The organism is Sphingobium sp. B10D7B, assembly GCF_025961955.1.
GTDB lineage: Bacteria > Pseudomonadota > Alphaproteobacteria > Sphingomonadales > Sphingomonadaceae > Sphingobium.
The window spans coordinates 767,967-782,508 of the sequence record NZ_JAOQOQ010000001.1 but is presented as its reverse complement, the minus strand read 5'-3'; the positions used below and the strand labels follow the sequence as shown (position 1 = coordinate 782,508).

Sequence of the window (14,542 nt, the reverse complement as noted above, 5' to 3'; positions counted from 1 at the left end):
GCAGGCCCATGAGCAGACAGCGCGGCGAACTCGACGAGAAGGATCTTCTGCTTTCCAAGGCCTATGTGGCCGGTGAATGGGTGGATGGCAGCGGCGACCCCATCGCCGTCGACGATCCCTATACGCTCAAGACCGTGGGACAGGTGCCGCGCGTCAGCGAAGCGCAAGTGTCTGAGGCCATCGATGCCGCGAACCGCGCCTTCCCGCAATGGGCGCGGCGGCCTGCCAAGGAGCGCGGCGCGATCCTGCGGCGCTGGTATGAGCTGGTCATTCAGCACAAGGAGGACTTCGCCCGGCTCATCACGCTTGAGAATGGGAAGGCGCTCAAGGAATCGCGCGCCGAGGTCGACTATGGCGCCGGCTTCCTCGAATTCTACGCCGATGAGGCGACCCGCTCGTTGGGCGAGATCATCCCTGCCCCCGTGACCGGTCGCCGCCTCATGGTCGAGCGCGAGCCGATCGGCGTGTGCGTGGCGATCACGCCATGGAACTTCCCGCTTGCCATGCTCACGCGCAAGGTCGGGCCGGCGCTGGCGGCTGGCTGCACCATGGTCGCCAAGCCGGCCGAGCTGACGCCGCTCACCGCTTTGGCCTTCGCCAAGCTGGGTGAAGAAGCGGGTGTGCCGGCGGGCGTGTTCAGCGTGGTCACCGGCAATTCCAAGACCATCGGCCCGGTGATGACCGGTTCGCCGATCGTCCGCAAACTCTCCTTCACCGGCTCGACCCCGGTGGGCGCAATGCTGGCGGAAGCCTGCGCGCCGACGATCAAGCGGCTCGGCCTCGAACTGGGCGGCAATGCGCCGCTGCTCATCTTCGATGATGCCGACCTCGACACCGCCGTCGAAACGGCGATGGTCGCCAAGTTCCGCAATGGAGGCCAGAGCTGCGTCGCGGCGAACCGCATCTATGTGCAGAATGGCATCCGCGACCGCTTCCTCGACGCCTTCGGCAGCAAGGTCGCCGCGATGAAGGCTGGCGACGGCTTCGAGGACGGCATCGATGTCGGCCCGATGATCGACGATCGCGCCATTGCCAAGATCGACGAGCATCGCGAGGATGCGCTGCGCCATGGCGGGCGCCTCATCGCCGGTGGCGCGTCACCGGGCGGGCGCATCGCGGTGCCGACGCTGATTGGCGACGTTGCCTCGGATGCGCTGCTGACCCGGGAGGAGACCTTTGGACCGCTGGCCGGCGTCATCGGCTTTGCCAGCGTGGAGGACGGCGTGCGGCTGGCGAACGACACGCCCTTTGGCCTCGCAGCCTATCTCTGCTCAAGCGACCCGGCGACGATCGCCCGCGTAGGGCGGGATCTGGAGAGCGGCATCGTCGGCATCAACACCGGCCTCATCTCGACGCCTTATGCGCCCTTTGGCGGCGTCAAGCAGTCCGGCCTCGGGCGCGAGGGCTCGCACCACGGTCTCGCCGAATATCAAAACCTCAAATATCTCTGTCACGCAGGACTTTAGACCCACTTATGCGCAAACACGCCAAGGTCATTATCACATGCGCGCCGACCGGCTCCATCCACACGCCCTCCATGTCGCCGCATTTGCCGGTGAGCGCGGACGAGATTGCGGAGGCCGCCATTGGCGCAGCGCAGGCCGGCGCGGCGATCCTGCACCTGCATGCGCGTAACCCGGCAGACGGCAGCCCAAGCCCCCGCGCGGCCGATTTCATGGCCTTTCTGCCGCGCATCCGGCAGGCGACGGATGCGGTGGTCAACATCTCCACTGGCGGCAGCGCCACCATGTCGCTGGATGACCGGCTGGAAGGCGCCAAGCAGGCCCGGCCCGAGCTGTGCTCGCTCAACATGGGGCCGCTGATCTTCGATTTCTCCGGGGCGGCCAAGCGGGTCACCCAGTGGCAGCACGGCTGGGAGAAGCCCTATGTCGAAGGCGCGCGCGGGCGGATCATGTACAATGACAATGCCTATATCGAGCGCATCATGCTGGAGGTCGGCCGGGAGTTCGGCACGCGCTTCGAGTTCGAATGCTATGACATCGGCCATCTCTACACGCTCGCTCATTTTGCCGACCGCGGCCTCATAGACCCGCCCTTCCTCGTCCAGGGCGTGTTCGGCATCCTGGGCGGCATCGGCGCGGACCCGCGCAATCTCGCCCATATGGTGACCATGGCCGATAGTCTGTTCGGCGAGGATTATGTGTTCTCGGCCTTCGCGGCGGGCCGCCATCAACTCGGCTTCTGCACCCAGAGCGCGCTGCTCGGCGGCAATGTCCGCGTCGGGCTGGAAGACAGCCTGTTCATCGGCAAGGGCGAGCTCGCCACCTCCAACGCGCAGCAGGTGGAGCGCATCCGCCTCGTGATCGAAGCCCTGGGCCGCGAGATTGCAACGCCTGCCGAAGCCCGTGCGCTGCTGGGCCTCAAGGGCGGCGGCGCCGTCGGCTTCTGAGCCGAGGCTTCGGCCTCCCTTCAACGTCCATCGCTTTTGGGTGCCCGCCCGGCCTGAATGGCCGGGCGGGCATTTCGACAAAGGAAAGCCGGGCCTCCTTTCGGAAGCCCGGCTCGCATCTGCAGCGCTGGCGTCAGATCAGAATTTGACCCGCACGCCGGTCCGGAAACGCGCCCCGAACGTGTCGAAATAGACCGGGTTGGTTGGATAGTTGGAGCCACCCAGGCCGCCGCCACCCGGCGCAATCGGCGGCTTCTTGTCGAAGATATTGTCGATTGCACCGAACACCTCGATGCTGTTCCCACCATTTCCGACCGGGATCGCATAGGACATGGCGAGGCCGAAATAGCTCGCTCCCTTCACGCGGTTGGTGTTGATGCTGTTGCGCAGCGTCGGATCGTAGCCTTCATCTTCCGGCCCAACCCGCTCGACATTGTAGATGCCCGAGCTGATCCGGCGCATGCTCACCGTGGCGTTGAACGGCCCGCTGTCATAGCTCAGGAACGCGTTGACGATCCACGAGGGCGCGGGGTTGAAGTTGCCGCCGCTGCTGACCGGCCCGGTCTGCCCGGCATAATCGATCACCGGCGTCGTCGGATCGGCCTGCACCTTGAAGTCATATTGGTGGTTGGCCAGCACGCGCAGGTTGAGCGCCCCGCCCCAATCGGCCGAAAGGTCGGAAAGGCGCAGCGTATAGTCGAACTCGAAATCGAGGCCGCGCACGGTCATGCTGCCAAGGTTCACCTGCCGGGCGTCGATGTACGAGATGTTGGTCGGCGAGACGAAGGTGATCCGATCGCAGAAGATGTCGAACTGATCGCAGAAATCGACGATCTGCTGGCCGCCGAGCCGGCTGACGGCATCCTCGATCGCGATCTGATACCAGTCGACCGACATGCGCAAGCCGGGGATGAAGCCGGGCCGGAACACGATGCCCGCCGTCGTCGTATCCGCCTTTTCCGGCGTCAACGCAAAACTGCCGCCATTCAGGATCGGGGTCGGATCGTCATTGCCGACGCCCGCGATATTCGGGTTGTCGACGATGCCCTGCGAGGAGCCTTCCTCCGTCGCCACCTGACGCTGGAAAAGCTCGCGGAAGCCGCCAGCGCGGATATCACGCGAGCGCGAGCCGCGCAGGCGCACACCGCCGCCGATTTCCCAGATGCCGCTGAGCTTGTAGCTCACCGCCTCGGTCGTCTTCTCCTCGCTGGTGAACGCATCCGACGCCTTGTTGCGCGTCCAGCGGACGGCGCCGTTGAGCTCCAGCGTTTCGAAGAAAGGCCGGTTCGCCAGCAGCGGCACGCTCACTTCGCCGAAGGTTTCGAGAACCTCGATAGTGCCGCCATAATCGAGGCCGAAGGTGAAGGCGTAGTCAGTGTAATTGGGGATGTCGCCATGGGTCACATCGCCCTTTTCCTTGCGATATTCCACACCCGTGGCTGCGCCGACCGGCCCGGCGCCAAAGCCATCGAACAGCGAGCCGCTGATTGAGGCGGCAGCGACATGCTGGGAATAGAGGAAGTCCTCCACCACTGGACGATAGGCGTAGTCGATGGCCGCCTGGCTGAGATTATCCAGGCCAAACAGGTTCATCGGCACGCAGCCCTGGGCGCGCGGATCGGGATTGGCCTTGAGCAATTCGCGGCAGACGATCTGATTGTTCGCGGGGTTGACCACTGCATCCAGCCCATATTGGAACTCAGTGTTGACGCGCGAATAGCGGGCGGACTGGTGCCGCTTGTTGCGTCCGTACTGGTAATAGACGTCCCAGTTCCAGCCGCCGCCAATCTCGCCGGTGACGCCGAACACGGCGCGCCATACATCGGCGGTGACGGAGTTGAGCGCCGGAATCTGCGCATCGACATCCTTGCCGAGGCTGAATTGCGTACCGGCCAGCAGCGTCTTCAGCGAGGCGGGCAGGAAAGCGTTGTCCGGCTTCACGAAATAGGTCGAGCGCGGGCCGGCTGTCACGCCGCTGTTGGAGGCAGAGCGATGCGCGTAGGTGACTTCGGTATAGGCTTCGACCGTGTCCGACAGGTCATATTTGCCGGAGAGGTAGCCGACGAAACGCTCGACCGGCGTCTGGATGTCGGAATCCGCATAGGTCGATTCGCCGTCGCCGCCCTGGCGCGGCCCGGTCTGCGACGATTGGACGTATGTGCCGGGATCGAACTGCACGATGCCGGTGCCGTCGTCATTGAAGCGGATGTTGCGCGCCGCTGGCGCAGCGGGCGCACGGTTGCGGACGACGCCCCGCGCATCGTTGAACGCCTGCTTGGAATTGGGGCCGATGATGAAGTTGGGCAGACCATAGCCCGGTGTGCCGGGACGATCGAAGCCCGAGAGTGAGCCGTTGGCCAGCACATTGTTGGCATTCACGAAGACGTCGTAGCTTTCCGCACACCAGTCGCGTGAGAGCGAGCAATCGCCGATGCCGTCCTTCTTCTCATACTCGCCGCCGATGACGATATGGCCGCGGCTGCCGACGCGCGTGCCATAGACGAGCGAGCCATGATGCCCCTTGCCATCCCCCCGGAAGGTCTGGCCATAATCCACCTGCCCGCGTAGCCCCTCAAGCTCGGTATCGAGGATGAGGTTGACGACACCGGCAATCGCATCCGACCCATAAGCCGCCGATGCACCGCCCGTCACCGTCTCCACGCGCTTGATCATCGCGGTGGGAATGAGGTTGAGATCAACCGCACCGCCATCCGATGTCGGCACGAAGCGGCGGGAATTGACCAGCGTGAGCGTGCGCGTGCCGGAATCCGGGTTGAGCCCGCGCAGGTTCGCATAGGAAGCGCCGACATTCGCGCCCGCGGTGATGCCGGCGGTCGCGTCCGACTGGAACGCCGTGTTCTGCGGGATAAGCTCGACGATATCGCCGGCATTCACGATGCCTAGCTTCTCAGTCTGCTCGATGCCGAACACCGTCGCGGGCGTCGGCTCGTTAAAGGCATTGTTGCGGATGCGCGTGCCCGTGACGACGATCGAGGGCTCGCTCGCGTTTTCCGCGCCGCCGCCGTCCTGCGCTTGCACCGGCATCGACAGCAATGCAGCGGCGGGCAGCGCCGCCCACAGCAGATGCGACGCGCCCCCGCGTCCCTTCGCTTTCAAAGTCATTCGTACGGCCTCCCCCTTATGTATATTTGCGCGCACGACCTTTGCCGGGCGCGATCTCATGCGAACCATCGCATTGCGCAACGGGCCGCTTCTTATCTCCAAGTGATCCAGCTTATGCCGAATTCGGCACAAACAGAGCCAGACGACGGTATCGTCCGGCTCCGATGTCATCGGTGTGCTGCGGTGCTCTTACGCCCAGTTGAGCGCGCGCTTGATCGTGCCGCCCAAAATCCACTCCTTGTCACTCTGCGAAATCTCATTGGTGTGGAGAAGGCTGTAGAGCGCGTCCGCATAGGGCTTCCAGTCCTTGCGGAGCGGGAAGCCATTGGGACCCGGCGGCGTTTCCGTGCCCCAGCGCTGCCGGGTCATGTCGCTCGCCCACAGGCACCGTTCCGGGCCGAAGGCGTGCAGGATCTTGTGAATGTATGGCCAGATGTCGTGATAGGGATAGGCCTCCTTGGAGATGATCGGCATCCCGCACAGCTTCACATAGACATTGGGATAGCGCGCCATATCGAGCAGCTTGGGCAGGTTCGCCCAGCGATCCTTGGGCGGCGCGATCATCGACTGGGTGACCCCGTAGTGATCGATGATGATCGTCATGTCCGGGTGACGCTCGGCATAGATCGCGGCCTCGTGACCGAACTCATGGGCACCGACGAACATCGGGATCTTATACTTGGCGCCATAAGCGAAATAGCGGTCGAACGCGCCCTGCTTAACCAGCGGACTGACCGCGATCTGCGCGCCCGGCTTGCGCCAGACCTGCCCGTAATTGGTGAACAGCACGCGCGTGGCGAGCATCCCCGGCTTCTTCTTGAAAGCTGCCATCTGCTGCTCCAGGTCCGGCGCCGCATGGTCGAACACTTCGACCGCTCCGAACCGGTCCGGATAGTAGCGCACCGCGGCTTCATTAAAGGCCCGGCCCGCATAGATAATCGCCTTGTCGACGCCGACGCAATCGATCGCCTCGCGCGCCAGTTCGACATTGATGAACTCTTCAAGCTGCGGCGTGATCGTCTCGCCTTCGGGCTTGGCGGCGCGCATACCGCCGCCGATATGGGGTTCGTGGATCTGACCGTCGATGATCTGCATGTACCTTGTTCCTCTCGCCTATGCTTGATGGTCGGTGGCGGGCCAGCGCCCGCCTTCCGGTCAGAACCGCTTGTTCAGGGTGAGATACCACTCACGCGGGGTGCCCGGCTGGCCGTTGATCTGCGGATAGCCGATGGCCTGGTAGATGAAGTAGTTGCGCCAGTAGAACTGCTTGAAGACGTTGGTGACGCCCGCCGCGATGGAGAAATCATATTCCTTGTTCGCGTAGGTCAGGCGCGCGTTGACGAGCGAATAGCCGTCCTGATTATACTCTACGCGGTCCGGGCTGTAGACCTGGCTGCCGGTGTAGAACCAGTCGACACGCGGCGTGACCGTGCCCTGCAGAGCCGGCGCATCGAACTCATACTGGATGCCGGCATTGGCCTTGAGCTCCGGGATCGCCACCGGGCGCCGGTTCTGGCCGGCCGGGCGGGCATCCAGATCGGCCGACGAGAATTTGTGGTAGCCGATCGAGCCGCCGACCGCCAAGCCCTCGACCGGACGGAAATCCAGCTCCAGCTCGAAGCCCTTCACCTTGCCTGGCGTGTTCTGGTAGAAGGTGCGGCCGACGCAGGCATAGCCCGGGGTGCCGGCGTTGATCTCCGCTTGCGTCAACGGACGGCAGGTCGTGAATTCGGCATTGACCGGATTTGGAATCTCTATGAATCCGCCCGGCAAAGGCTGATCGTTCGCCCCGAGCTGATACTCCTGACCGGAGACGCTTGTCGGCCGCGTCTTGTAGTCCGTATAGAAGGCCGCAGCGTTGATCCGCAGCATGCGGTCGAACAGATCGGTCTTCACGCCCAGTTCGTACGACTGGGTTTCGTCACCCGGATATTGCGCGACCTGGCTCGGCTGCAGCGGACGGGCATTGAAGCCCGGCAGCCGCGCGCCGGTGGCCACGGACGCGTAGATCATCGTGCGCTCGCTCAGCTTGTAGTCCGCACCGACCTTCCAGTCGAACCGCTCATCCTTGATGTCGAAGTTGAAGACGGTCTGGCCGGCCGGCGAGATGGTGAACTGCGTCGAGGTGGCCGTCGTGCCGTCCAGCACGCTGCGATAATCGACACCCTTCTTGTCCTTGGAGAAACGCCCACCGAGCGTCAGGCCAAAGCGATCGCCGAAGGGCCGCAGCGTGGCGTTGGCGAAGACCGCCTTGCTCTCCGGCGTGTAACGGCTCCACAGGTAACGCTGCGTGTTGTTGAACGGCGACGTGCCGGAGAAGCGCTGTTCGCCATCCGCCCAATAATAGAAGGCGCCGACGACCCAATCGGCCCAGCCGGTCTTGCCGATCAGGCGGATTTCGCCGGTCCAGTCATCCTGGAACACATCATTGCGATTGTTTTCCATGGCGACGGGCGAACCATCGACATCGAACCCGAACACGCCATCATAGCGGCGATAGCCGACGATGCCGACGACATCGATATTGTCGCTGATCTCATACTCGATCCGTGCATTGCCGCCCCAGTTCGTCTGCGGAACGTTGCTGGGGTGCGTAATGCCGCCGCGGAAAGGCGAGCCATTGTAGAATGTGTTGCCAGGAATCGCGGTGCCGGCGGCAATCGGATCGGCAAAAGTCGCGAAGGTCGTATAAGGGTCGCCGGTAATGAAGCGGCTATCATAAGCAAAGGTCGGGCCGCCCGGTGCCGTCCAGCGGTTGAACAGCGTCGAGACCGCGGAGCGGCCGGCTGCGACGGCCGGGTTGATGGCGACGACGCTATCCATGGCCGCCTCCGAATTGTCCTGGAGATAATCCAGCGCGGCGGTGATTTTGAGGCGCGGCGTGGGCTCCCAGTAGATCTGGCCACGGATGGCCTGCACATCCTCACCACCCAGATGGCCGATGGTGCAATCCTTGGGCGGATTGATGTCGGAATTGTTGAGCAGGCCGGCATCCGCAGTCGGGAACAGACCGGCCAGCTGAGGCGTGCCCCGGCGGATCATTTCGCAGCGGAAATCGAGCTGCCGCTGGTAGCCAGTCATCTTCTTGACCAGACCGGAGACAGAGAGCGACATGGTCGATCCGAGCGGCAGGTTGATACCGACGCGCATCTCGCGGCGGTCATAGCTGCCGACTGTGAACTCGCCATAGCCCGAAGCTTCGCCCAGCACCGGGCGGCGGGTAGTGAGGTTGACGGCGCCGGCCAGCGAGTTGCGGCCGAACAGCGTGCCTTGCGGGCCCCGCAGCACCTCGACCCGCTCCAGATCAAGCAGATCGAACATGGAGCCGAAGACAAGCGGATAATAGACATCGTCGATATAGAAGGCGACGCCCGCTTCACCCGACAAATTGGTCTCGCTCGAGCCGATGCCACGGATGAAGGCGCTCATGCCGGGGCCGAATGCCGCCTGCGACTTCTCGAAGGAGACGTTGGGAACGACGCGCGACATTTCGGCGACGTTGGTCAGCCCCTGCTCCATCAGCGCGTCTGCCGGCAGCGCCGAGATCGCAATCGGCGTATCCTGCAGGTTGGTCGCGCGACGGGTCGCCGTGACGACGATGTCCGCGATCCCGGTTCCACGCTCGGAAACGCCGTCCGCCTCAGTGACCTGCGCATGGCCGGTCTGCGCTATACACAGCGCCAGCGCGGACGCTGAAAGCTTGCCGAAAGTCCTCTTCATCTGATCCCCTCCCGAATTGGTGCAGCCATGTCTGGCCTCGGGGGGAGCACTAGAGGGGCTCCATCATCCAATCTTGCCGGATGCGGCACTGAACGACGCCTTGCCCGGCATATGCCGTTTACGAACCCGCGTTCATCACGCGAACTGCTGCAGTTCCGGATAAGGCAGCGCCGGTCCCTCTCCGATGCGGAAGGTGCAGTGACCGGTATAGACCGCGGCGTCGCCATGCGCGCGCACGGGCCGGCTCATGAGGTAACGGCCATTGATCAGCCGGACCGTGCCGTTTTCGTAGCGCGCCACGACGTCCTTCTGCACGACCCGCACCTGCCGACCGGCGAACAGCGCCTCCAGCGCATCGGTATCATCATGGATGCCATCGGCATGGAGCACTGGCACTTCGGCGGCCTGAAGAGCGGCGGGCACCATGGCCGCGCCGACGATGGCGCCGCCGCTCGCACCGATGAAGCCGCGACGGGAAAGCTGGGTGTTGGTCATCATGGTCTCCAATCAGGAAAAATAGAGCTTGAGTGCAGTCCGGCAAATCTGGGCGCGCTGGGCCGGATTGGGCACCCAGCGGCGGTAGCTGGCCAGCACCTGCTCGTAGCCGATGCGGCGTTCGTAGCCGACGAAGGGCGCGTCACTGCCCCACAGCAGGCGATCGGTGCCGACGCGCGCCACCAGATGTTCCGCGACATGCTGGGCGAGGCTTTCGAGATCGCCATCGGGGTCGTCCCGCCACGCTTCCGGCCCCGGCAGGCGGAAGCCGCCAGAGAGCTTGACCCAGGTATGTCCCTTGTCGACCGCATCGAGCATCGCGCGGAAGCCGACGCAATCGAGCGGCGCCTGCGGATCGGGATGGCCGAAATGGTCGATCACGATGTCGACCCCGCTCTCCACCAGCGCATCGAGCACCGGCGGCAGGTTCTGTCCCTCGATGGCGACATGGACATGCCAGCCAAGATCGCGGGCGCGGCGGAACAGCAGCCGATATTCGTCGCTGCGATAATCGGCATGATATTCGGCGCGGGCGAGCTGCAACCGGATGCCGATGATGCCATCGTCGCGCATCCGCTCCAGCACGTAGAAATCCGTGCCCGGCGGGACGATGGCAGTGCCGCGCAGCCTTTTATGGCGGCGCAGTTCGGAAATCAGATAGTCATTGTAGCTGCCCGAAATGCTGAGCGCCGAAATCACCGCGAAATGGATGCCATGCGCGTCCATCCGCGCCAGCAGGTCATCCGCCGTAAAGGCATAGTCCGGCGTGATCCACGCGCCGCTGGTGACGGGCATGTCCGCCGAAAAGATGTGGGCATGGCAATCGATGATAGGATTGCGCACCGCGTCATCGGTCAAGGATGTCATCTCGTCCCCCTCCTCGACTGCATCATTGCGCGCGCGGATACTCATCCGCGTTCAGCACCCAGCCGGGCATGTCCGAGAAATCGGCACGCGGGGGCGAGAAGATATCGACCAGCACGTTACGACCGGGCGCGGACGGCGCGGAGGTGTGGATGACGCGGGGCGGAATGACGCACACCGACGGCGCGCCGCAGCGCTCATGCTCGTCGTCGCGCCAGTCATGCTGGTTAGCCGTCCATGGCCAGCGCAGATGGTGCATATAGTCGCCCTGCAGCGCCAGGGAGCACTGCTCGAAATCATCGTGATGATGCGGCGAGAGCTTGGTCACATCGCGCGGCCCCTGCGGCGGGAAGACGTTGACCATGAAGGTGGTGCATCGCCAGATCTTGCCGAAGCGCCCCGGCTCGTCGGGCACGTCCAGGCTGTAGCTGCGCAGCTTGAACCCATCGACCGGATCTGGCCACGGCTGGAACGGCGAAATCTGCGGATGCGGCCCGGCATAGGCCTGCGGATTGACGACCCGCGCAAGCAGATCTTGCGCCTCCAGCGAAAACAGCCGGACGATCTGGCCAGCCGAGCGGACCGTGATGCGGCTATCGCCCGGCGGCACGAAGTTGATGCTGTTGCCGGCAATCTCGTGCGCCACGCCGTCGATCTCGATGGTCAGCGCGCTCTGGGCATCCGGCAGCAGCAGGACATATTCGTCGATCTGGCCGGCTCGCTCGAACACCGCACCTTCTTCCGCCTGCGAGTAAGCGACGACGAAATTCTGCCCACGCGTGAGCCAGGTCTTGAGGCCGGGCGCCGTCTCCTGTGGGGCTTCTTCATAGAAGCGGGCGTAAGTGGAGGCCCCGAAGGCGCTGGCCGGCGCGGCTCCCCCGGCTGCGGCAGTCGAGAGGCGGGAACGGGGATCGTCGGATTCGTACATGAATTACTCCGTGGCGGCGGCGCGGCGGCCGTCCGACCAGTGCAGGAAGGTCTCGGGAGCGCGGCCGCTCACCGGATTGGCGAAATGGAAGCCCATCGGGGCGATGGCGGGATAAGGCGCGAAGGTGACGCCGCGCAGCGGGCCATCCGGCGGGTTCTTGGCAACATCCTCGGGCTTGGGGCGATAGCGCTCGCTGGCGCCCGGCACGATCGCGGCCCAACCGCCGGCGTAATCGGCGAGCCAGACATAATCGAGATCCATGCCGTGAATGCGCCAGACGCCGTTTTCGAGCACCGCCTGATTCTCGTAGATGCCCGAAATCCACGACCCCTGCCCCTTGGCGGCGCTGTTGAACTGGAACAAGCGCAGGCGGATATTGGCGCGCATCCCGTCTTCCGAAACGGTCACATAGGGCTGCGTCTTCTGGTGGATGGCCATGAACGCCGCCGAGCGCCCGGCATTGCCATAGCGCCCGAACAGCGACCCCCGCACACGCTCCCGCCCGACATAGGTGCCGATATAGGAGAGCTCTTTCCAGCCGTCGGTCGCGAAGAGATCGGCCGTGTCGTCCCAGCGGAACTCGTCGATATAATAGCCATAGGCATCGGCGATGTTTTCCGCGCCATCGAAGGCGGCCGCGCGGGCGAGCAGTGTCGCTGCGTCTCCGGTGCTGGCAAAGGATGGCGCAGGCGCGAGCGCATCGGCAAAGCGCGCCATTGCGGGTCGATGGCCGGGATAGGAGGCGTCGGCCAGTTGCGAGGGCCGGTCCGGTCTCGCCGCAGCCACGCTCGGCAAGCCAGCCGCAAGCGGCGTCTGCCAGCCTTTTGCATAAGCCGCGCGCATCACCGGCACGCGGCGCAGCGCCGTGATACGCCAGCGGCCATCGTCTCCGCGCGCGCAGGTGAAATCCTGAATCGTCGCCGACCAATAGGTCTCACCGCCATGCTGACCGGTCATCCCGATCTCGATATTGCGCACCGTGGCGCTACGTCCGCCCGCATCCATCGTCACGACCGGCATGAGCTGGGGACGGTCGTTCAATTCGCCGGTCTTCAGACCGGCCTCGCCGAACAGCGCGAGCGCACGGCGGACGCCGGCATGGCCCACAAACTGCCCGGTGCCGGCAATGTCGACAAACGCGTCCTCGGTGAACAGATCAACGATATCGTCGTCCATCTTGCGGTCGAGGTAGAAGCCGAACGCGGCCTGAAGATTCTGCACCAGCCCCTGCGAGACCAGCAGATCGGCCTGCCCTGCGATCTCGCGGACCGGCAGCGGGCTCGGTGCGGCACGCTTAGCGCCCCACGGATTACCGGCCTGATCTGGCGTATAGTGGAACGGCACCATCGGCACGCTGGGCGCAACATGCGTCCAGCCCTTGTCATAAGGGCCGGCAAATTGCGGGTGATAGTGCATCCGCGCAATCGCCCAGCCACCCATGCCGCCAGCGTCGCCGGAGACGCGGACATAATCGATCACGTGAATGCCGCCGGCCCAGCCAGCCGACTGGCCGTTCACGCCCGTCATCGCCACCTCATGCCAGCGTCCGCGCGCGGACTGGCCGTCGGGCGCGAGGGTAATCACCGGGCTGAGGAACAGGCGCAGATTGAGATGCCCTGCCGGCAGTCCGCGACTGTCGCCGCCCATCGTGCTGCGCAGATGCGCCTCGATGGGTGTGCGGCCTGTCACGGATTGCGTGCCGTCGGTCCATAGGCCGTCAGCGGCGAACAGACGCGCCATGTCGGGCCACTGGCCGGCTTGCGCATAATGCGCCCAAACATGCTGGAGGCGTTTGATCTCGCGGATCGCGCGGACATCCGCGAGGCACGCAGTCAGATCCGCAGCGTCACTGCCCGCCCCCGCTGACGCCATCCGTGACGTTGCGCAGCCCGCCAGCAGCGTGGCCGCACTCCCGAGCAGGATCGCGCGTCGCGAGAGGATCATGCGCCCCGGCTCGCTCACGTCGTCGGCTCCAGCGCCAGCGCCTCTTCGTAGACGCTGCGGTCGATCAGCCTCGCAAGCTGTGCACGCGACCGTGCTGGCCGCTTGTCACGCTCTGCCAGCCACTGTTCTTCCTCAGTCATGATATCGAGCAGGTCGGCAGGATAATCAGCGTTGAAGGCGTGGTGCTTCCACGCCGTCTGCACTTCCTCCACCGAATGGCCACCCCGCTCCACCACCAGGGCCTGCGCCGCTGCAGGGTCCTTGCGGAGCGCCGCCGCCGCATCGATCACGGCACGGACGAAGCGGACGATCTTCTTGCGCTTGATCGGATCGGCGAGATTTTCAGCTGTGCTGTTGAGGTTGAACTGCTCGGCATAAACGCCATCGCCGCTGAACTCGATCAGGTCGTTACCCAAGGCGCGCGCGCTGTTCTCGCTCTCCGGCTCCCAGATGATCACGGCATCGACGCGCCGCTCGGCGAGCGCCTTGGTCATCTCGCTGAGCGGGCCGGGCGTACGGACGACCTCGATATCGTCATAGGACAGGCCAGCCTGGGCCAGCATTTTGTGAAAGAAATAGCCCGAGGACGTCTGCGGGATCGACGCGACGCGCTTGCCCTTGAGATCGGCCACGGTCGCGATCCCCGCCGATTTCCGCGCAACAATGCGATACTGCCCCTCGGTCACCTGCAGGATGATACGGAGATTGGGATGCTTGACCGAGTAGCGCAGCGCCTGCGTTTCGGCATGCGTGGCGACATCCGCCACGCCTTCCTCGCCGAACCCGGCAATGATCGGCTCTCCAACCAGATTGGGAATGCCGCCCATCTTCACGGTGGCGACATCGGGATAGAAAGTCTTGGCCGCCAGGAGCACCGGTGCGATCTCGAAGGTCTGGATATTACCGTACACGGCAATCGGCCCCGGCTTTCCCTCCTCCTTGGCCGTAGCACTCGCGGGAATGAGCGCGCCGGCTGCGAGCATGGCCGCCATTGCGAGAGTGTTACTGATTGTGCGCACCGTCGTCCCTCCTCAACACCGCAACCTGTTGGCCCGGCC

10 protein-coding genes are annotated in these 14,542 nt (G+C 64.4%); 2 read left to right on the top strand and 8 right to left on the bottom strand.

Features of this window, described 5'->3' with window-relative positions; all coding sequences use genetic code 11:
• Positions 1–8: 8 nt before the first annotated feature.
• Entirely contained in the window at positions 9–1,466 is a 1,458-nt protein-coding gene (locus M2331_RS03585; RefSeq protein ID WP_181559009.1) for an NAD-dependent succinate-semialdehyde dehydrogenase, read from the top strand.
• Between the two features lie 8 nt (positions 1,467–1,474).
• A complete protein-coding gene (locus M2331_RS03580; RefSeq protein ID WP_181559008.1) occupies positions 1,475–2,410 on the top strand; it encodes a 3-keto-5-aminohexanoate cleavage protein in 936 nt (311 codons plus the stop codon).
• 138 nt (positions 2,411–2,548) lie between these two features.
• On the opposite strand, the gene M2331_RS03575 is transcribed toward M2331_RS03580, so the two are convergent.
• The 8 genes from M2331_RS03575 to M2331_RS03540 form a co-directional block, all read right to left on the bottom strand.
• Positions 2,549–5,533 (bottom strand): TonB-dependent receptor plug domain-containing protein, encoded by a 2,985-nt coding sequence (locus M2331_RS03575; RefSeq protein WP_181559007.1) that lies wholly within the window; start codon positions 5,531–5,533, stop codon positions 2,549–2,551.
• 189 nt (positions 5,534–5,722) lie between these two features.
• A complete protein-coding gene (locus M2331_RS03570; RefSeq protein ID WP_181559006.1) occupies positions 5,723–6,628 on the bottom strand; it encodes an amidohydrolase family protein in 906 nt (301 codons plus the stop codon).
• A gap of 60 nt (positions 6,629–6,688) precedes the next feature.
• Complete coding sequence (locus tag M2331_RS03565) at positions 6,689–9,253, bottom strand: TonB-dependent receptor (RefSeq protein WP_181559005.1); 2,565 nt, start codon at positions 9,251–9,253, stop codon at positions 6,689–6,691.
• Between the two features lie 135 nt (positions 9,254–9,388).
• A complete protein-coding gene (locus M2331_RS03560) occupies positions 9,389–9,751 on the bottom strand; it encodes a twin-arginine translocation signal domain-containing protein (RefSeq protein WP_181559004.1) in 363 nt (120 codons plus the stop codon).
• Between the two features lie 9 nt (positions 9,752–9,760).
• Complete coding sequence (locus tag M2331_RS03555) at positions 9,761–10,615, bottom strand: amidohydrolase family protein (protein ID WP_181559003.1); 855 nt, start codon at positions 10,613–10,615, stop codon at positions 9,761–9,763.
• A gap of 22 nt (positions 10,616–10,637) precedes the next feature.
• On the bottom strand, positions 10,638–11,540 hold the full coding sequence (locus tag M2331_RS03550) for a hypothetical protein (protein WP_181559002.1): 903 nt from the start codon (positions 11,538–11,540) through the stop codon (positions 10,638–10,640).
• A gap of 3 nt (positions 11,541–11,543) precedes the next feature.
• Positions 11,544–13,502: a nuclear transport factor 2 family protein gene (locus M2331_RS03545; RefSeq protein ID WP_181559001.1), complete on the bottom strand. Its 1,959-nt coding sequence runs from the start codon at positions 13,500–13,502 to the stop codon at positions 11,544–11,546.
• Positions 13,499–14,503: an ABC transporter substrate-binding protein gene (locus M2331_RS03540; protein WP_264592278.1), complete on the bottom strand. Its 1,005-nt coding sequence runs from the start codon at positions 14,501–14,503 to the stop codon at positions 13,499–13,501. The genes M2331_RS03545 and M2331_RS03540 overlap by 4 nt, the downstream gene beginning before the upstream one ends.
• Between the last annotated feature and the right edge of the window lie 39 nt (positions 14,504–14,542).

What these genes read in the sequence shown, in the direction of transcription:
- M2331_RS03585 (WP_181559009.1), top strand. Translation starts at nt 9, where the DNA reads ATGAGCAGACAGCGCGGCGAACTCGACGAGAAGGATCTTCTGCTTTCC.
- M2331_RS03580 (WP_181559008.1), top strand. Translation starts at nt 1,475, where the DNA reads ATGCGCAAACACGCCAAGGTCATTATCACATGCGCGCCGACCGGCTCC.
- M2331_RS03575 (WP_181559007.1), bottom strand. Translation starts at nt 5,533, where the DNA reads ATGACTTTGAAAGCGAAGGGACGCGGGGGCGCGTCGCATCTGCTGTGG.
- M2331_RS03570 (WP_181559006.1), bottom strand. Translation starts at nt 6,628, where the DNA reads ATGCAGATCATCGACGGTCAGATCCACGAACCCCATATCGGCGGCGGT.
- M2331_RS03565 (WP_181559005.1), bottom strand. Translation starts at nt 9,253, where the DNA reads ATGAAGAGGACTTTCGGCAAGCTTTCAGCGTCCGCGCTGGCGCTGTGT.
- M2331_RS03560 (WP_181559004.1), bottom strand. Translation starts at nt 9,751, where the DNA reads ATGATGACCAACACCCAGCTTTCCCGTCGCGGCTTCATCGGTGCGAGC.
- M2331_RS03555 (WP_181559003.1), bottom strand. Translation starts at nt 10,615, where the DNA reads ATGACATCCTTGACCGATGACGCGGTGCGCAATCCTATCATCGATTGC.
- M2331_RS03550 (WP_181559002.1), bottom strand. Translation starts at nt 11,540, where the DNA reads ATGTACGAATCCGACGATCCCCGTTCCCGCCTCTCGACTGCCGCAGCC.